This is a genomic window from Vibrio intestinalis, from assembly GCF_025195085.2.
GTDB lineage: Bacteria > Pseudomonadota > Gammaproteobacteria > Enterobacterales > Vibrionaceae > Vibrio > Vibrio intestinalis.
In genome coordinates this window covers 31238-50557 of record NZ_JANAVY020000015.1, presented here as the reverse complement: position 1 = coordinate 50557, position 19320 = coordinate 31238, and the positions used below count along the sequence as shown (strand labels likewise).

The window sequence follows — 19320 nt, the reverse complement described above, 5'->3', positions numbered from 1 at the left end:
TGTAGTCTCGTCTAAAATTATGCTAAAGTTGCCAAAAATTATAATTAGGAAAATATCATGGGTTGCTGTGACGCTCCTGGCTTAATGCCAATCGAACAAGCGATGGACAAAATGCTATCGCGCATCCAACCAATTGAAGCCACTTTGCAATTACCGCTTGCTGAGGCGCTAGGCTTTGTTTTAGCTGAAGACGTTCTATCTCCAATTTTCGTTCCGCCATTTGATAACTCAGCAATGGATGGCTACGCCATTCGCATTGCCGATCTTGAACAATCGAATGTTCTGCCTCTTTCGGGTAAGTCTTTTGCCGGTCAACCTTTTGAGGGAGAGTGGCCTCAAGCAACCTGCATTCGTATTATGACTGGCGCGCAAATCCCGCAGGGTTGTGATGCCGTTATCATGCAAGAAAACACCGAAGTGACCGATGCGGGCATAGTGTTTAACCAAACAGACGTTAAGCCACAAAATAACATTCGCCCAACGGGTGATGATATCAAGCAAGGTGACATCGTACTGCCTAAGGGGTCACGCTTAACCCCGCGTGATATTCCTATGATTGCTTCACTTGGCATTAGTCACATCACTGTGGTGCGCAAACCTAAAGTCGCGTTTTTCTCTACCGGTGATGAGCTAAAGCCGCTTGGTGAGCCGTTAGAAGCAGGCCAGATTTACGACAGCAACCGTTACGGCATTAAGCCTCTGATTGAAAACTTCGGTTGTGAGCCTATCGATTTAGGCATTATTCCTGATTGCCCAGACATACTAAAACAGACCTTTGAAAAAGCGCAGAAAATCGCTGACGTTGTGGTGACGTCCGGCGGTGTGAGTGTGGGTGAAGCCGACTACACCAAAGACATTCTAGAAGAGCTTGGGGAAATCGGTTTCTGGAAACTGGCGATCAAACCAGGTAAACCTTTTGCGTTTGGCGCGCTGGAAAACGCATGGTTCTGCGGCTTACCGGGTAACCCTGTTTCTGCAGTGTTGACCATGTACGTTTTGGTGCAACCGATGCTAGCTAAACTTTCTGGTCATACGGAATGGAAACAGCCTGAATCCATCCCTGCGACAACACGCACCGCTTTCAAAAAGTCACCAGGCAGAACCGATTACCAACGCGGCGTCTACTCTATCGCGAACGGTCAGTTTGTAGTTGAGACCACAGGTAACCAAAGCTCAGGTGCATTCCGCTCAATGAGCCTTGCCAACTGTTTTGTTGTGTTAGAACGAGAGCGTGGCCGCGTAGAAGTGGGTGAAACGGTTCAAATCCAACTGTTTAACTCTACGCTTTACTAGGAGAGCATGTTGGAGATTTTATCTGACCAAGAGATGCTGCGTTACAATCGTCAAATCATTCTCAAGCAGTTTGATTTTGATGGTCAAGAAGCACTCAAGCAAAGTTCGATATTGATTCTTGGCGCGGGCGGTTTAGGCTGCGCGTCAAGCCAATACCTCGCTACAGCTGGGATTGGCAAGCTTACGCTGATCGATGATGACGTAGTTGAACTGTCAAACCTACAGCGCCAAGTGCTGCACCACGATAAAGATATCGGCGTAAAGAAAGTAGACTCAGCGGCTGAATCACTGCGTGCGCTTAACCCGCATCTAATCGTCGAGACAATTGACCGTCGATTAAATGACGAGGAACTGTCGGCATTGATAAAGCAACACTCTTTAGTGCTTGATGCCAGCGATAATGTAGATACTCGCAATCAACTAAACCGTCTATGCTTTGCAGCTAAAGTGCCGCTTGTGTCCGGTGCTGCGATTCGTATGGAAGGCCAAGTGAGCGTCTTTTGCTACCAAGACCCAACCGAGCCATGTTATGAGTGTTTAAGCTCACTGTTTGGCAATGGTGCGCTTAGCTGTGTCGAGGCCGGAGTGATGGCCCCTGTTGTCGGTATTATTGGCGCGGTTCAAGCTATGGAAGCCATTAAAGTGATAGCCAATTATGGCCAGCCAAAGCAAGGCAAGATTCTAATCTTAGATGCTTTAACAATGTCTTGGCGTGAAATGAACCTTATGAAGATGGCCAATTGCCCGACCTGTAAATAAGCTCTCTCCCTATGAACAAACAATAGAGGACCTCTAGGTTATGGATAACCCCAAAATATTCGTTAGTGCCTTTGTTGTTTCAATTATCGTGCTGCTTGGCTTGTTAAGCCTGCAGCACAGTTCAACGGAGCAACGAACCTTCGATATTGTCAGTTCCACTCTTACTCAATCGCTTGATGGTCATCGCCGTTTTCTCACTGTACAACTAGATGATAGTCAAACTGCGGTGATCTCCGCTCCGGTAGATAATCGCTGCGAAAATGCCCAGCAGACCACTGTAGAGGTCGAAACCGATATGCTTGGCAATGCCAGTTACCGCTTTATTTCTTGCCAATAAGCATCCAAATCAATTAGCAATAAGGATATAACGTGAACCCACTTGTAACCGCTCAATGGCTCTTCGACCATTTAAACGATAAAGACCTAATTGTGCTCGATGCCAGTATCGATTTTCAAATCCCTTCAGAATCACCCAAAGACAAAACCAACTTGATCCCGAATTCTATTCGGTTCGATTACGACAGCGTATTTTGTGACCCTGACTCTCACCTACCCCATATGATGCCAAGTGAAGCTCGCTTCAATCAGCTGGCTCAAACGATTGGCCTCAACAACCAATCCACCATTGTGGTGTACGACAATAGCGGTACATTTGCCTCACCACGCGCTTGGGCCATGCTCCAAGCAATGGGCCACAAGCAGAGTTACATTCTCGATGGTGGCTTAACTGAGTGGAAATTACGTGGGTTTGCGACAACAACTGAATACAAGAAAGTAAGTAAAGGTGACTTTAACGGCCAATTAAACAGTGATTGGTTTGTCGATGCCAATTACGTGCAGCAAGCCATTAATAACCAAAACAGCTTAACCGTCGATGCCCGCGGAATTGCTCGTTTTCTTGGCCAAACCCCTGAGCCACGCGAAGGTGTACGCAGCGGTCACATTCCCAATTCAGTGTGCATCCCTTTTGCGAGCCTAATGGACCAACATCGATTGAAATCTAAAATAGAGCTTTCAACTTTACTACAAGGCCTACTCGACGACACCAAGCAAGAATATATCTTTAGCTGCGGCTCTGGCGTCACAGCTTGCATCGTGTTGGTAGCCGCGCTGATATGTGGATATCACAACCTAAAAGTGTACGACGGTTCGTGGACTGAATGGGGCGCAAACAAAGCTCTACCGATTGAATCCTGATAACATAATTACACTTCTCTTATTTAAGCCATTTAATACCGGAAATTAGATGGCTTTATGTTTTCGAATCGCCTCCACCTACCCACTATAAAAACGGCAAAGTTATTTCAAACTGTTAAATACCAACGCCAAATCTGCATTTTATAAAATATCGCTCTCATTTTTCCTCGTTCATTACTGAGTTTAATATTAAATTCCTTTAAATATCTCTCGAAACCTCAGTCTTTTTATAAAATCCAACCTATTAAGGAACATGCCGTGAGATTATTCTTCGTTCTTATCACCACATTGCTCGTGGGTTGTGCCAACCGAATACCCGAGTTCGAAAGTGCGTCAACTAACGCCCAGGAGATTAACCTCTACCTATTCAAACAAGGGCAAGATGCTAACAAAGGGATCAACAGTTATTACGCAGATCCAGCACTTATGAATGAGCTAGCGAAAAATAGTACTCCGGTAGCGCTACAAAACACATTTGGCGGCGATGCGACAGCATCAGTTGGTGGAGCAATTGGCGGAGCAATTGTTGCTGCGTTAATTGAAGCAGAAATGGAAGCGATTGAGGAATATCGCAAAGAAATCGGCATAAATGCCAGCAATGAGAAGTTAGAAACAGACTTTCATGACAGCTTTTCAAAACAGTCCTTCAAGCAATGGGATAAGGTCAATCTATACTTTGCTGATGGCCCGCTACAGCTCTACCCTAACAACAATACTAACGAGCTCAATGTATCAATCAGTTGGAATCATTATGTCAATCCAGTCAGTTCTCTAGTCGGTAGCTGGTTACAGTTAGTGTACGAGTTCGACATCATCATTGTTGATCCTAAAGACAACTCTCTCGATACGCTTAAATACTACGTTCAATTTGATAACTCCGAAGCGGATTCTAAATTGGACAGCGAGCACATCATTCTTGATAACGACAGGGCAAGATACTATCAAGTGTCTGAAACCGCGTTTAAAGTGGCGGCTGAATTTATCTATTACCAGCTAGATAACATTAAGCGAGAAGAAAAAACTGAATTGCCAACACCAGTGATGGTCGATGGTCTTGAGGTTAACCACGGATACCTTAACTCTTTCACCTCTGTTTCGTATTCACGTTTTTAGTTTTTAGGGTTCTATTGTCAATTGGTGATTTCTACAAAAAAGCGGCCATTGGCCGCTTTCATCTTATCATTGTAGGTTAAGCGCTACTTCATCTGCTCATCAAGGTTGAGTACCGTCAGTGCATTACTTACGCTTGTGGCGATGACATCGATCGCGCCAGTACGCAGAGCACCTAATAACGCTAATGGCTTGCTGTTTTCAGCGGCGATAGCAATTACTTGTGAAATAGGTTTGAATTCATCAATACCTAAACCGATTACTCGGTCACTCATTACGGTATTAGCGGCATTACCGTGAATATCAAAGAAGTCATAGCCAGCGAAATCACCCACTACACCTTGCTGCAGGCGAGATTGCACCACTTCGTCAGCGGTAAACCAACCTAAGTCCACCATGTAGCTGTTCTCGCTCATATCACCGATACCAACCAAAGCGACATCGGCTTTACGCGCTGAGTCCAATGTTTGCTTAATAGTGGTATTTTGCATGAACGCCAGCTTTTGCTCGCGGTTTTCAGCATACGCGGGCGCATAAAGCGTTTCCGATGTGCCGCCATAATTCTTGGCGAACTGACGACAAATATGGTCTGCGTTAAACATACCGCCTCTTGGGTGAATACCGCCGATACTGCACACAAACTTACAGTCACGAGGCGTAATTACCCCTATGTGGTGTGCAACAGCAGAGACGTTTCGCCCCTGCCCCACTGTGACAACGTCACCAGATTTAATCGTGGCTGCGAGGTAATGAGAGACCAACCCAGCAACTTGTTGACGTTGCGCCTCTTCATTAGGCTGATCTAGCGCAACCAAGGCACGTTTCACACCAAATCGCTCAATTAGGCGCTGCTCAATCTTGGCACTGAATACTGGGTGGTACTTTACCGTTATCTCTACAATACCTTCATCACGCGCCTGTTTTAATAGACGGCCTACTTTTGCTCTAGAGATAGAGAACTTCTTCGAGATCTCTTCTTGAGTTGCCCCATCTTGATAGTAAGCAACCGAGATTTCGGTCAACAGATCGGCACTATCAAGGGTTGGTTCTTGCTTTGGATTCGCCATAGTCACCTAGGTTTACGCTGTATTAATTTGGAAAACGCACAAATAGTAGCAGATAAGTGAACATCCGCTCATTGACCTAGCATATGTCACAAGCTCATTTTAATGCAACTTTTGCTCACCTTGGTGACATTTTCTCAGCCTAAAAATCCGTCAGTTAAATTTAGCCTGAGCGCATAGCTTGCAAGGGCAAACGGTTAACCAACAGTTCGCGGTCAAAAACACAAAAATATTGTTGATGAGCATCACTTAAATGGCGTTTCAGTAATTGACTTTGTGGGCCAATCAGATAAATATGAACCCATCATTTACTCAACGATAGAGCAAATGTTCATTACATTGCGACTATCGGTAAAAAGTTTTTCGTTAGTGAATGATGAGCGTCTAAATTTACAGATGAGCTTTTCACTAACTCGCTTGCAAATGTGTTCGTTACCCCTACTAAAAACGAACACGCCGTGACAATAGGATGATCGATTATGAGCAATAAATTAGAGCAACTTCGTAAACTGACTACTGTAGTAGCTGACACTGGTGAAATTGATGCAATCAAAAAATACCAGCCAGAAGATGCAACAACGAACCCATCTCTTATTCTTAAAGCGGCTCAAATTGAAGAGTACGCACCACTAATCGACCAAGCGATCGAATACGCAAAAGCGCAAAGCGGCGACAAAGCGCAACAAGTTCAAGACGCTTGTGACATGCTTGCTGTAAACATCGGTAAAGAAATCCTAACCACTATCCCTGGTCGTATTTCTACTGAAGTCGATGCTCGCCTTTCTTACGATACAGAAGGCAGCGTAGCGAAAGCGCGTCAGCTTATGAAAATGTACAACGATGCTGGCATCGCAAACGAACGCATCCTGATCAAACTAGCGTCAACTTGGGAAGGTATCCGCGCAGCTGAAATCCTAGAAAAAGAAGGCATCAACTGTAACCTTACTCTTCTATTCTCTTTCGCACAGGCTCGTGCATGTGCTGAAGCAGGCGTATTCCTAATTTCACCATTCGTTGGCCGTATCATGGACTGGTACAAAGCGAAAGAAGGTCGTGATTTTGAAGCTGCAGAAGACCCAGGTGTTCTGTCTGTATCTAAGATCTACGACTACTACAAAGCATACGGCTACAACACAGTCGTTATGGGCGCAAGCTTCCGTAACATCTGTGAGATTCTTGAGCTAGCAGGTTGTGACCGTCTAACTATCGCTCCAGCGCTACTAGCTGAACTAGAAGCCGCTGAAGGTGAAGTCGTTGAGAAGCTAGTTGACTCTAAAGGCGCGCAAGAGCGTCCAGCAGCAATGACTCATGCTGAGTTCCTATGGGATCATAACCAAGACGCAATGGCGGTTGAGAAGCTAGCAGAAGGCATCCGCAACTTCGCGATTGACCAAGGCAAACTTGAAGAAATGATCGCAGCTAAGCTGTAACACAGAATTCTAATTTAAGGGGAACGATTGTGTTCCCCTCTTAATATCCTTTGAAGTAATTTTATACTGGTAAAACATTATGGATCGTAAACATCTAGCGAATGCAATCCGTGCTCTAAGCATGGACGGCGTACAACAAGCTAACTCTGGTCACCCTGGCGCACCTATGGGCATGGCAGACATCGCTGAAGTTCTTTGGCGTTCACACCTAAACCACAACCCATCTAACCCAGAATGGGCAGACCGCGACCGTTTCGTACTTTCTAACGGCCACGGCTCTATGCTGATTTACTCTCTACTGCACCTTAGCGGTTACGAGCTATCAATCGACGATCTTAAAAACTTCCGTCAGCTACACTCTAAAACACCTGGTCACCCAGAATATGGCTACGCACCTGGTATCGAAACGACTACTGGCCCACTAGGCCAAGGCATCACTAATGCTGTTGGTATGGCGCTGGCTGAAAAAGCAATGGCGGCACAATTCAACCGTGAAGGCCACGACATCGTTGACCATTTCACTTATGTTTTCATGGGTGATGGCTGTTTGATGGAAGGTATCTCTCATGAAGCGTGTTCTCTAGCGGGTACGCTTGGCCTAGGTAAACTTATCGCATTCTGGGATGACAACGGCATCTCTATCGATGGTCACGTTGAAGGTTGGTTCTCTGACGATACACCTAAACGTTTTGAAGCTTACGGCTGGCACGTAATTCCAGCGGTTGATGGCCACGATGCAGCAGCAATCAACGCCGCTATCGAAGCAGCAAAAGCAGACCCTCGCCCTACGCTTATCTGTACTAAAACCATCATCGGTTTTGGTTCGCCAAACAAATCTGGTTCACACGATTGTCATGGTGCACCACTAGGCGCTGAAGAAATTGCAGCTACACGTAAACAACTAGGTTGGGAGCACGGTCCTTTTGAAATTCCGCAGGAAGTCTATGCAGAGTGGTCTGCGCAAGAAGCAGGCGCAGCTAAGGAAGCAGCGTGGAACGAGAAACTTGCAGCTTATGAAGCAGCACATCCAGAACTTGCAGCCGAGTTCAAACGCCGAGTAAACGGTGAACTACCAGCGGAATGGGAAGCAAAAGCAACGCAAATCATTGCTGACCTTCAAGCAAACCCAGCAAACATTGCATCACGTAAAGCATCGCAAAACGCACTAGAAGCGTTTGGTGCTATCTTACCTGAGTTCATGGGTGGTTCTGCTGACCTAGCGCCTTCTAACCTAACTATGTGGTCTGGTTCTAAGTCTCTAGAAGCAAGCGACTTTGCGGGTAACTACATTCACTATGGTGTACGTGAATTCGGTATGACAGCGATCATGAACGGTATCGCACTGCACGGCGGTTTCGTTCCTTACGGCGCGACATTCCTAATGTTCATGGAATACGCTCGTAACGCAATGCGTATGGCTGCTCTGATGAAAATTCAGAACATTCAAGTTTACACGCACGATTCAATCGGCCTTGGCGAAGATGGCCCTACTCACCAACCAGTTGAGCAGATCGCATCTCTACGTATGACACCAAACATGAGCACATGGCGTCCATGTGACCAAGTTGAATCAGCAGTAGCTTGGAAACTGGCTATCGAACGTAAAGATGCGCCAACAGCACTTATCTTCTCTCGTCAAAACCTTGCGCAGCAAGAGCGTGATGCAGAGCAGCTAGCAAACGTTGCTAAGGGTGGCTACGTGCTTAAAGATTGTGCTGGCAAGCCTGAGCTAATCCTAATCGCAACTGGCTCTGAAGTTGAGCTAGCGGTAGAAGCTGCAGCAGAGCTAACCGCACAAGGTAAAGCAGTACGTGTTGTTTCAATGCCATCAACAGATGCATTTGACAAGCAAGACGCTGCTTACCGTGAAGCAGTTCTACCGTCAGATGTGACTGCACGTATCGCTATCGAAGCAGGTATTGCTGATTTCTGGTACAAGTATGTTGGTTTTGATGGCCGCATCATCGGTATGACAACATTCGGTGAATCTGCACCAGCAGGTGAACTATTCAAAATGTTTGGTTTCACTAAAGAAAACGTTGTAGAAACGGCGCAAGAAATCCTTGGCTAAACCAACAATCTTTAGTTGAATAAAATGCCCGCTTTTTGCGGGTATTTTTTTAGCTAAAATTCACTAAAACCTCGTTTTTCAACCTGATTAAACCCTACCTTTAATCTTGTTATGCTTTCTCATAAGCCATTAAGATTTATGTAATTTTGCGCATCTATCATAAGTCTTATGCTAGATTTACACACGTTTTGAGGCGTTTTTACTCTAAACGCTATTTTTTCGATATTTTGTTTGCCTTTAGCAATAATTCTCATTAGCATTTTTATCGCACTAACAATAAATTGCCAAATAAGAACCATTGATTATTAAGGGATATTCACATGACTTTCATGGACAACAGCAAGGTCATTTTTAAGCCAACGCGACTCGCTACTTTGATCGGTTTTGCCGTTATTAGTAGCTCTACTTTTGCCTTGGCTAATGAGCCAAAATCACAAGTTGCTGACGAGACTATTATCGTAACCGGTGAAAAACTCGGCGGCACGCTACAAGATACCACTAGCGCAGTGACCATTTTTACTGATGAAGTAGATAACGGTGAAAACCGCAATTACTTCGATCTTTTAGACCGTTCAGCCAACGTGCTGACCGCACCATCTGGTATGCCCCATATCCGAGGTGTGGATGGCCGTGGCCCTGCAGATGGTTTCCTCTCTTACATGATTGGTGGAACGCCACGTGTTAACACAACCGTTGATGGTGTTTCAGAATCATGGACAGGTGAATCATTCGGCAAAGCCGGCCTATGGGATACAGAACAAGTCGAAATTTTTAAAGGTCCACAATCAACTAACCAAGGCCGTAACAGTATCGCTGGTGCGGTGGTAATTAAAACCAAAGATCCAACCTTCTACACTGAAAGTCGCCTACGTGCCGGCTATGAAACCGAAGATGGCAAAACCCATCTAGCAGGCATGATTTCTGCGCCTATTGTTGATGATGTGTTGGCTTTTCGTCTTGCAGCCGAAGGTTCACAAGGCAATACACCAATCGAGTACAGCATCACCAACGACGAATACCCGTGGGATCCTTCAGAGTTAGAATCATTCAATGTGCGTGGTAAATTGCTATTTAAACCAGCAAGCTTGGATGCACTAACCGCTAAATTGACAGTCGCATCACGCAGCGAAGAAGGCCAATACACAAACCTAGTTACTCAGCCAATTGACGATCGTGCAAACCGTGATGGCCGAACTCGTCGCCAAAACACAGATAGCTGGAACGTAAACTTAGACGTCAACTATGTGTTTAGTGATCAACTACAAGCTGATGTATTGATCGCTCGCCGCGACTACGACACCTCATTTATCTCCTACCCTAACCCAGACGATTGGTTTGGTGATATTGAGGAGCGTACGTACACCGCAGAAGCAAAGCTGTCCTACAACTCAGTTGACGATCGTTACAGCGTGGTGGGAGGTTTAGTTAGCATTGATAAGAAGCAAGAATCACTGCTTAATGACCAAAGCCGACTCGATAACGTCCAAACAGACGCAATCTACATCGACTCTCGTATTGGCTTGAGCGATACCTTCAGCCTTCTTGTTGGCGGTCGTTATGAACGTGAAAACTTAGAGCGTGATTTTGACCACTTCCGTTGGCCGCTAGATTTTGTTTCTGACGAAACGAACTCGATCTTCTTACCTAAAGTTGGCGCGATGCTACAACCTTCTGATGTTACCACCTTCTCGTTAACTGCAAGAAAGGGTTATAACGCGGGTGGTGTCGGCTATAACGAGTACAAGCAAGAGCTATTTGTCTTTGATCAAGAAGAAGTGTGGACTTATGAATTAGGCGCTCGAACAGCAGTGCTCGATCGCAAGTTAAACCTAGCCGCAACGCTATTCTTTAACGACTACGAAAACTATCAAACACTGGTTTACGGTGAAAGTGACAGTAGCTTAGATAACTACGTGGCTAACATTCCAGACAGCCAAACCTACGGTGCCGAGTTCGAGACCAACTACTACTTTGATTCTGGCCTTGATGTGTTCGCCTTTGTTGGTTTGCTCCATACTGAAATCAAGCAAGCGCCATCCAACGTTAGTGAAAGACGTACTGGTGACTTAACAGGCAATGACTTCAGCTACGCGCCTGAATTCTCCGCTGGCCTCGGGTTCACCAAGTACTTTGATTCAGGTCTGTACTTTGGTGCGCGCATGAATCACGTGTCAGAGTACTACACTGATTTGGCCAATAGCGAAGAGTACCTTGCAGGTGACTACACGGTTTACAACCTTAGCATTGGTTTCGAAGCAGAAAATCTTTCTGTCCATGGTTACGTGAAAAACGTCAGCGATGAAACCTATATTCTTCGCCACAAGCGTGACTTGGTTGAAATTGGTGACCCTCAAATGGTTGGCCTAGTTGTAGATTACAAATTCTAGCCGACTGAATAAGTTGCTACTTAGCTCTAAGATAAGGCGCTAACCATCGGTTAGCGCCTTTATTTGTCATTCAAACCGTTGATTTATAAATCCAACTATTGATAATGATTATCAATCTTTGCACTATGCAATTTGGAGCACCATTAATGGACTTATTAGCGAATACCATTGATCAGCACCCACACCTTCAAGGCCAATGCGATCAGCTTGACCTTAATGGGCAATGCCGTGTCCAAATCATTAACTGCAAAGCTACGGATCAGGTTGTACTAAACGACCCTGTTACTGAAGGTTGTTACATCAGCGTCATGGGTCGAAACGATGCTCATAGCCTGAGCTACCCAGAGTACCCTTCCGCTTCGCTGCAACAGCTATTCATCGCCACTTTAATTCCCGATCAAAGAATAGAAGATCGATTCGTTGTGCCTAAAGGCGGTTTTTTACAGGCCATCCGTATCTTCTTCCCTTTTAATGACCGATTGGGCCGCTCTTTGATTGCCCAGCCTAACACCGAGCAATTAAAACCCATCGGCAGCTTTGCCCAAGGTTGGCAAATGCCATTAAGTGGACAGCTACTTTCTGTTGTTTCCTCAATATGGCAGTGCACCATTCAAGGGGAAGCTAGAACACTGTGGCTACACGGTAAGATGTTCGAAATCCTCGCCCTTGCGATGACACAGCAACCCCGCCTAACATTAAGCCAACGGGCCTGTGAACTGGTTGAACGTTCACCAGAAAAAAACTGGACTATCAATTCGCTTTCACGCCAATTGGCCACCAATGATTGCTATTTAAAACGTGCATTTAAGCAAGAGCTTGGGGTTGGCGTAGCGAAGTGGATTCAAAACTATCGCATGGAAATAGCCCAGAAAAATCTCAAAACCACACAAATGAGCATTACTGAAATAGCACTGAGCCTCGGTTACCAATCCAATAGCTACTTTACTAAAGTATTCAGACAGCATTTAGGGGTTACGCCTGCGCAATTTCGTGGCAAAAATTCCCGAATGTGACGGGTTAATTCCTGAATTTGGCAGCCTGAAATCGAGTAGAAGCCGACAATAGCCGATAGTTTTTCTATAAGGATATTGTATGTACCTTTCTCAATCGATGACCAAGGCTCAAGCCTTCTCTGCGATGTTACGCAGTGAGCCTCGTCGGGTCGTGCTTTCCATTTTCGCCGCAGTAGTGACGTCTATCATCGAGCTAGCATTGTGGATCGCTATTTTCCTTACCGCTAACACACTCGCAAGCGGGCAAATTAACTATGGCTATGTTGCGCTTGTCGCCTTATTCACCGTTCTACGTTACGGCTGTTATATGCTCGCCGTTTGGCAGGCACACCTAGTGGCTTATCATATTATTCAGAAAGTTAGGCAACATATCATTTGGGCACTCGCCAAAATGCCCTCTCAAAAGTTACACCTATTCCATCGCTCTGATCTAGAAAAACGCATCAATGATGATTGCCAAAAACTAGAGCCCATCATCGCCCATCATGGCACAGACATAATCAATGGCTTACTGATGCCAATACTGCTGACTGGGTTACTGTTTTATATTGATTGGCGCATTGGCATTATTGCATTCACTCCACTGCCGATTGCTTTAGTGATTCAAGCATTGTTGATGCGTGGTTTCGCTGGTCGTCATGAAAAATACAACACTATTGTTGCAGCAATGCACGCCGCTCAAATGGAGTTCCTCCGTAGCATTGGGGTTATGAAGCTGTTCGCGGTCGATGCAGAATCGTATCGTAAACTGCACCTCTCAATGCGTCGTCACAATAAACTCGTTAATGCTTACACAAAACAGATGATTACTGGCTGGGTTAGCTTTGTTACCGTGGCGCAAACTTCATTTATTTTTGTTGTCCCTGCGGGTATCTATTTTACCGTTAATGGCTCAATGTCATTGGTTGAGCTAACCATGGTGAGCGCCATTACCGCTGGCTTGCTAAAACCATGGCTCGACCTCACTCAAATCGTTGGCCAAATTCAACAGTCGTCACAGGCGATAGACCGTATCTTGCCCCTATTTGGGGAAATCGAAACACCGGTACAAGAGTTTCAAGAACCCATCATAACGCTTAGTTGCCGTGAGGTTGAGATCGTCCGAGGTAAGCGCACAATACTCAATAACATCAATACCACCATTAAGCCTGGAGAACGTGTTTATATTCAGGGCGAGTCTGGTAGTGGGAAAAGTTCGTTGATAGAAGTACTGTCTGGTTTACTCACCACTAACCAAGGTGACTGGTACATCAATGAGCAGCCTGTTCAGTCACTCAGTGATAAACAGCGTGCCAGCTACGTGTCATTGGTTAGCCAGCAAACCGTGTTTTTCAAAGCTACACTCAAGCAAAATTTGCTATTGGCGAAACCGAATACCGGCGATGACAAAATTTGGCACGTACTCTCACTGCTCAAATTAGAAAACTTAGTTAAACAGCTACCTCATCAACTTGAGACTGACATTGGCGAAACCAAACGAAGTTTCAGTGGCGGAGAGCTGCAACGACTTGCTATTGCCCGCGCCATGCTGGCCTATACCCCTATCATTATTCTCGATGAGGCAACAGCGCACCTAGATACCACAACGGAAAAACTGGTGCTTGACGCGCTTCGTCAATATAACCCACAGCAAATTCAATTGATCATCAACCATCGCGATCAGGCTGTATCTAACTTCAATCAAAAATGGTCCGTTGGACACGGCGAATTGCTGGAGGAATATCATGGATAAGATCTTGTACTTACTTAAACACAGTGGTGCGAGCACGCGTCTTTTCTGGCTTGGTATCTCGGGTAAATTGGCAACTGAAGCGTTAGCCCTGATCATATGGTTAGCTCTATTTGTGTTCATTTTGCAGCAAAGCGCATTTGATATCGTACTAATGCTGCCTATCGCTATAGGTGTAGTCGCACTGCAATGGTGGGTCGGTCAGAGCGCTAAACAAAGCTTTATTGGCGCATACCACGTCACCCATCATTTGCGCGGTAAGCTACTATCCGACATACGTAAGCAGCCTCTTTCTCAGCTGATTGGCAAAGGATTAGGTGAGCGAATGAAGCTTGTCACTTATGACCTTAAGCTATTTGAAGACATCTTTAGCCATTTAGTCGCTGAGTTTTTCTCTGCATGGGTGATTCCAGTCGCGATGGTGATTTTCATTTCAACCATTTCGCCAGCGATTGCAGCCACATTGCTTGGCCTTATCGTCTTGGCTATCACGATTCTAGTCATTGCAGAAAAACGTTTTCGCCATGCAGCCCAAAGCTACGACCATCATAACGTACAAAGTGCCAACCAAATTCTTGAATATGTTGCCTGTCTACCAATGCTGAAAAGCTTCGGTAAAGCCGAACAACTTGCCCAGCCTTTGGCAAATAGAATTGAAGATCTCAAAGAGTCCGGCCTAGGACTAGAATGGGCTGGCGGCACGGGTGTTTTACTCTCAACCTTCATTCTAGAAATGAGTTTACCTACTATCATGGCGGTAAGCGGCTTAATGGTCAGTTATGACCTTCTGACCACTCAACAATGGTTGGCAATTAGCCTAGCGACCATTGCTTGTATTCGACCATTTGCTCGCCTAGCTATGTTCTCTGCGTTGCTACGCTATTTTGTCAATGCGTCAGTACGTTTGCATAAACTGGCAATCGCGCCGCAGCAAACTCAGCAAGGTCAAATTCCAAGCCGATTTGATGTAGCGCTAAGTAACGTCGGGCTTTCTATTGGTCAGCAGCAAATTCTTAAATCGATAGATATCTCAGTCAAACAAGGCCAACACATCGCCCTTGTTGGGCCAAGCGGAGCAGGTAAATCAAGTATCTTGCATCTGATTGCTGCCTTCCACCAGCCTAACCAAGGCGAAATTGCTATCGGCGGTATCAAACTAGAGCAGATGGGAACGCGTAATCTTTATCGCAGTATCTCTTACGTCACACAAGATATTCAGTTACTGGCAGGAACGCTACGGGACAACTTATTGATTGCCAATCAAGAGGCGACCATTCAACAACTTGATGAAGCGATTTATTCCGCAGGATTGGAAGATCTGGTGAAGCGACTACCGCTTGGCATCGATAGCGAGATTGGTGAAAACGGCAGTCAACTTTCAGGAGGTGAGCGCCAAAGGATAAGCATTGCGCGGGCAATTCTTCACCAAGCGCCAATCGTGCTGTTAGACGAAGTGACCTCTGCACTCGATAGCCACTTACAACAACATGTGATCACCACATTGAAAAAACTGTGTGCGGATAAAACGGTAATTACCGTCGCTCATCGACTCAACACCATCATAGATGTAGATAGGATTTATCTGATTGAAGATGGTTCGGTCACCGCGCAAGGAACGCACACAGAGCTACTTAACAGCAGCCCTATGTATTATCAGCTATGGCATACAGGGCACCACGATACGCGCATTGCCAGTTAAGTGAATGTACCGCGACTAAGCCCAAACTCTTAACTTGGGCTTAGTCACTCATCACAGTTTGGTTTTTGCCTGAACGTTTTGCCTCGTAGAGGTTTTGATCGGCTTTGCGGAAAAACTCATCACTACTTGCAAGCACTTCGGGCAATGCACTTGGGCTAATACCTATTGACGCTGTCATCACCAAATCACCGGCTTGAGTGTTGATTGCTGATGCACTCATTGCCTTACGCACCGCTTAAACATGTTCAAAGATGTTGTGCTGATGCTTAAGCAGCATGAGGAATTCTTCTCCTCCCCAGCGAATCAGTAACTCTTCTACGCCGACAAACTGCTTGAAACGCTTGGCTGCTTCAATGAGCACTTCATCCCCAACATCATGACCATAAATATCGTTCACCGCCTTAAAGTTATCTAAATCGAACAGCACTAGATGGTATTCACAGCAATCATCAATCGAAGTCGGCTTATTTAACTGCTGCTTATAATAGCGGCGATTGTTAAGGCCGGTCAGTGAATCAACATTCGACAGGCTTTCTAGCTCTAAGTTTTTAGAATGTACCTTATTGGTACGCTTGAGCAATGCAAATAAAACCACAATCGCCAATGCGCCCCATAGACAGGCCATCTGAAAGCGCAGTTTTTCTTTACTTAACTTCGCAATCGCTAATTGGTTCTGCACATCCAATAGATCACGCTCTTGCTGAATACCTTGTGTCGCGAATGCGTGCTCTAAATCATACACCTTAGTCAATAACTGTTGCTTATCTTGGTTATAGTACTTTTTGTACATCTCTAGTGCGCGGTGTGACTCACCCAATTTTTCAAACACTAAAGCATAGTGCTTATAAGCTCTCACCAACCAGCGGCTTTGCTCTGCTGAATTAAAGATATGAATGCTACTCTCCACACTTTTGAGCGCCGCAAGTGGTTTACCTAAGCTCAACTGAGCTCTAGACAACAGCAACATACATTGGCCATATTCCAACGGCAGAGTTTCAGAGTCAGGGTAGTTGATACACTCCATTGCGTATTTTTCTGCATTAACGAAATCCTCGTTAAGCAGCGCTAAATCTGAGCGGGATTTAAGATGCAACAGGCTATGGCGTGGCGACATCTTAACCTCATCATAATATGGCAAGGAGCTTTCAAACGCGTCAGTCGACTTTTCAAGATTCCCTTGTTTATTATGAATATGTGCCTGATTAAGATAGATAATGTGCATAGCGCGATTATTATCCAACTCAGATTCGAGGCTCAACCTTTCCGCTTCTTTAATGTATTCGAGTGCTTTATCCCAGTTTTCAATATGCAGGTACAAAAGCCCTAAATTATTATGAATTGAGGCACCAAACGAGGTTTTACGTGTATGTTTCACCGCCTCAATACCCAGCAAAAAATAGCGCTGAGCTTCGAGCAACTGATTGTTAGAGTTACTAAGAACACCCGCAGTATTGTATGCCTTAGGTAGTATGTAGGTTGCGTTAAGCGCTTTGGCTAGCTCAATCGCTTTGGTTATGGTTTCAAGACCTTGATGGGTTCGTCCATAGCGAACATCACTGATGGCATCATCTACCATCAATTCCATCTCTAACCATTTCATATTGTGCTTTTTCGCCATCATGGTCAGTTGCTGATGGTAAGCGTTTTGATCTGAACCTTGGTTTTGTAGAAATGCGTAATACTTAAGCAGCGTCAAGCGGAAGGCTTGTTCAGTGAGCGATTTTTCAAGAGGATATTGAGCGTCTATTTGCTCAAGTGATTGCAGAAATTGGCCGGGAGATGATCGCAACTGTTTCATTAAATCAACCAGCGCCAGCCCATACTCTGTCGTTTCGATCTCATCTAGAGGGTCGAAGCCTTTCGCAGCTTCTTGATTCGTTAAGTCAGCGATATTTTTGGGCTGAGAAACCTCAATATAGACCGCAGCGGATATCGCTGCTCCTAACAGTATACCCGCCAACCAACCACTTTTGACCATTATGCCATTTACCCTAAACCCTCGAAAATCACGCAGATTCTACTATTTGTTGATAAAATCAACAACACCAACGAGAACTTACATGATACTGGAGCAAAACTAACCCCGACTAATTAACACATTAGTGGGGTTACATATTGCAATTACGCCACATTACTTCACGGCTATAACGCGTTTATACAATGAATCTTTAAGCTCAGCGCGATTATGCTTTAGCTGATTCATGGCCTCATCAGTGATTGGGCCACCTCTAAGTTCTAGAACTCGGATTTCCTTATCGAGATCATTATATTGCTTCATGTCCGCCGCGAATGTGCTGTCAGACGAGGCCAGATTATGGATAGTCGTTTCCATTTCAGGAAATTCATGAATCAATGAATGATTTTCACCTAACATAAGCGCTCCTTTTTACAAATTTCACTTATAAATCTAGACCATCATTGGCAAATTTATAATCGCCTTTATTAATTACAATATGCTGATCTCGCTCGATTACTATCATTTGCATTGATTAGGTAGTGAACATCAACCATAATCAAACGAATTATCAACATCTTATTGAAAATCAATGAATATCGAGCATTTAAAACTGTTTGTTCGCCTGTCTAGCACACACAACATCAGTATGGCTGGACAAGAGCTAGGTATCTCCCCCGCCGTTGCTAGTGCACACATTAATAAATTGGAAGAAGGCTTAGGGGTTCGTTTGGTTCATCGAACCACACGCAAAGTCTCGCTCACTGAAGAGGGGGAAGCATTTTTACCTCACGCAGAAGAAGTACTTGCCAGTGTTGATGCTGCTCGTGATGCCATTGGTGTTGGTGACTCTCAACCAACCGGAACATTAAGAGTCGCCGCTCCTGCTGCATTTGGTCGTTTACACCTAATGCCTGCGCTAAAAGGCTTTATGGATTTATACCCCAAGTTAACTGTCGACTTCCGATTCTCTGATTCAGTTGTGGACATGATTGAAGGCGGCTTTGACATTGCCATTCGTAATGCAGAACTGAAGGATTCAACGTTAATTGCCCGTAAGCTAACTTCTGATCACCGCTTTGTGTGTGCATCGCCTGAGTATCTAAAACAACATGGTGAACCTCAACACCCCAAAGATCTCGCCAATCATCACTGTCTCAGCCTAATGGGTATGGATGTATGGGACTTTTACGACAAAGGGGAAAAGCTCAGTGTGAAAACATCTGGCCCCTTTAGAACCGATAACGCAGACGCGATGCGTGAAGCTGCCATCAATGGCCTTGGTTTAACAGTCATACCGGCATGGTTTGCCTATAAGAAGGTCAAACAGGGTCAACTTGCGTTAGTTCTGCGTGATTACCCTCTCGCATCGGATACTGCAATTTGGGCGGTTTACCCTAGTTCAAGAATGGTCGCACCTAAAGTGAGAGCTTTCATCGATTACTTTGTCGATTATTACGGTAACCCTGCGTATTGGTGTAAAGAACTTGCAGCCCATAAAGCTCAATTGGAACAGGAAGAAGGTAACTAGATTCTCGGCCTGAAACTGCGAATACTCTGCCCATACAAAAAAGCCTCCTATTAAAGGAGGCTTCGTTATTATCAAGCTGGAAT

The 19320-nt window shown here is 45.1% G+C and carries 14 protein-coding genes and 1 pseudogene; 12 read left to right on the top strand and 3 right to left on the bottom strand.

Annotation, left to right across the window (positions count from 1 at the left end; translation table 11 throughout):
* Positions 1–57: 57 nt before the first annotated feature.
* From moeA to MU515_RS16220, 5 genes are all read left to right on the top strand, one after another.
* On the top strand, positions 58–1293 hold the full coding sequence (gene moeA / locus MU515_RS16240) for a molybdopterin molybdotransferase MoeA (protein WP_260261439.1): 1236 nt from the start codon (positions 58–60) through the stop codon (positions 1291–1293).
* Between the two features lie 9 nt (positions 1294–1302).
* Positions 1303–2052 (top strand): molybdopterin-synthase adenylyltransferase MoeB, encoded by a 750-nt coding sequence (moeB, locus tag MU515_RS16235; RefSeq protein WP_260261478.1) that lies wholly within the window; start codon positions 1303–1305, stop codon positions 2050–2052.
* A gap of 40 nt (positions 2053–2092) precedes the next feature.
* Positions 2093–2389 (top strand): hypothetical protein, encoded by a 297-nt coding sequence (locus MU515_RS16230; RefSeq protein ID WP_260261438.1) that lies wholly within the window; start codon positions 2093–2095, stop codon positions 2387–2389.
* A gap of 32 nt (positions 2390–2421) precedes the next feature.
* Positions 2422–3249 carry a sulfurtransferase gene (locus MU515_RS16225; protein ID WP_260261437.1) on the top strand — a complete coding sequence of 276 codons (828 nt, stop codon included), beginning with the start codon at positions 2422–2424 and terminating at the stop codon, positions 3247–3249.
* A gap of 258 nt (positions 3250–3507) precedes the next feature.
* Positions 3508–4362 (top strand): hypothetical protein, encoded by an 855-nt coding sequence (locus tag MU515_RS16220; RefSeq protein ID WP_260261436.1) that lies wholly within the window; start codon positions 3508–3510, stop codon positions 4360–4362.
* A gap of 83 nt (positions 4363–4445) precedes the next feature.
* Here MU515_RS16220 and MU515_RS16215 read toward each other — a convergent pair whose 3' ends face one another.
* On the bottom strand, positions 4446–5426 hold the full coding sequence (locus MU515_RS16215) for a sugar-binding transcriptional regulator (RefSeq protein WP_260261435.1): 981 nt from the start codon (positions 5424–5426) through the stop codon (positions 4446–4448).
* 476 nt (positions 5427–5902) lie between these two features.
* Between MU515_RS16215 and tal the strand changes: the two genes are divergently transcribed.
* From tal to MU515_RS16185, 6 genes are all read left to right on the top strand, one after another.
* Positions 5903–6853 (top strand): transaldolase, encoded by a 951-nt coding sequence (gene tal / locus MU515_RS16210; protein WP_260261434.1) that lies wholly within the window; start codon positions 5903–5905, stop codon positions 6851–6853.
* Positions 6854–6932: 79 nt separating this feature from the next.
* Complete coding sequence (gene tkt / locus MU515_RS16205; protein WP_260261433.1) at positions 6933–8924, top strand: transketolase; 1992 nt, start codon at positions 6933–6935, stop codon at positions 8922–8924.
* A gap of 320 nt (positions 8925–9244) precedes the next feature.
* On the top strand, positions 9245–11311 hold the full coding sequence (locus tag MU515_RS16200) for a TonB-dependent receptor (protein WP_260261432.1): 2067 nt from the start codon (positions 9245–9247) through the stop codon (positions 11309–11311).
* A 146-nt stretch (positions 11312–11457) separates the two neighbouring features.
* Entirely contained in the window at positions 11458–12324 is an 867-nt protein-coding gene (locus MU515_RS16195; RefSeq protein WP_260261431.1) for a helix-turn-helix transcriptional regulator, read from the top strand.
* 79 nt (positions 12325–12403) lie between these two features.
* A complete protein-coding gene (locus MU515_RS16190; protein ID WP_260261430.1) occupies positions 12404–14056 on the top strand; it encodes an ABC transporter ATP-binding protein in 1653 nt (550 codons plus the stop codon).
* Positions 14049–15752: an ABC transporter ATP-binding protein gene (locus MU515_RS16185; protein ID WP_260261429.1), complete on the top strand. Its 1704-nt coding sequence runs from the start codon at positions 14049–14051 to the stop codon at positions 15750–15752. Before MU515_RS16190 ends, MU515_RS16185 begins: the two co-directional genes overlap by 8 nt.
* 40 nt (positions 15753–15792) lie before the next feature.
* Here the strand turns inward: MU515_RS16185 and MU515_RS20055 are convergent.
* Positions 15793–17328 (bottom strand): annotated as a pseudogene (locus MU515_RS20055) (tetratricopeptide repeat-containing diguanylate cyclase).
* A 555-nt stretch (positions 17329–17883) separates the two neighbouring features.
* Positions 17884–18126 (bottom strand): HP1242/YdcH family protein, encoded by a 243-nt coding sequence (locus MU515_RS16175; protein ID WP_260261428.1) that lies wholly within the window; start codon positions 18124–18126, stop codon positions 17884–17886.
* Positions 18127–18298: 172 nt separating this feature from the next.
* Here MU515_RS16175 and MU515_RS16170 point away from each other — a divergent pair, with 172 nt between their 5' ends.
* Entirely contained in the window at positions 18299–19237 is a 939-nt protein-coding gene (locus MU515_RS16170) for a LysR family transcriptional regulator (protein WP_260261427.1), read from the top strand.
* The last annotated feature ends 83 nt before the right edge of the window (positions 19238–19320 follow it).

Bases quoted from the DNA above. Each gene is read 5' to 3' on its own strand.
- moeA (WP_260261439.1), top strand. From the start codon at position 58: ATGGGTTGCTGTGACGCTCCTGGCTTAATGCCAATCGAACAAGCGATG.
- MU515_RS16230 (WP_260261438.1), top strand. From the start codon at position 2,093: ATGGATAACCCCAAAATATTCGTTAGTGCCTTTGTTGTTTCAATTATC.
- MU515_RS16215 (WP_260261435.1), bottom strand. From the start codon at position 5,426: ATGGCGAATCCAAAGCAAGAACCAACCCTTGATAGTGCCGATCTGTTG.
- tal (WP_260261434.1), top strand. From the start codon at position 5,903: ATGAGCAATAAATTAGAGCAACTTCGTAAACTGACTACTGTAGTAGCT.
- tkt (WP_260261433.1), top strand. From the start codon at position 6,933: ATGGATCGTAAACATCTAGCGAATGCAATCCGTGCTCTAAGCATGGAC.
- MU515_RS16200 (WP_260261432.1), top strand. From the start codon at position 9,245: ATGACTTTCATGGACAACAGCAAGGTCATTTTTAAGCCAACGCGACTC.
- MU515_RS16195 (WP_260261431.1), top strand. From the start codon at position 11,458: ATGGACTTATTAGCGAATACCATTGATCAGCACCCACACCTTCAAGGC.
- MU515_RS16190 (WP_260261430.1), top strand. From the start codon at position 12,404: ATGTACCTTTCTCAATCGATGACCAAGGCTCAAGCCTTCTCTGCGATG.
- MU515_RS16185 (WP_260261429.1), top strand. From the start codon at position 14,049: ATGGATAAGATCTTGTACTTACTTAAACACAGTGGTGCGAGCACGCGT.
- MU515_RS16175 (WP_260261428.1), bottom strand. From the start codon at position 18,126: ATGTTAGGTGAAAATCATTCATTGATTCATGAATTTCCTGAAATGGAA.
- MU515_RS16170 (WP_260261427.1), top strand. From the start codon at position 18,299: ATGAATATCGAGCATTTAAAACTGTTTGTTCGCCTGTCTAGCACACAC.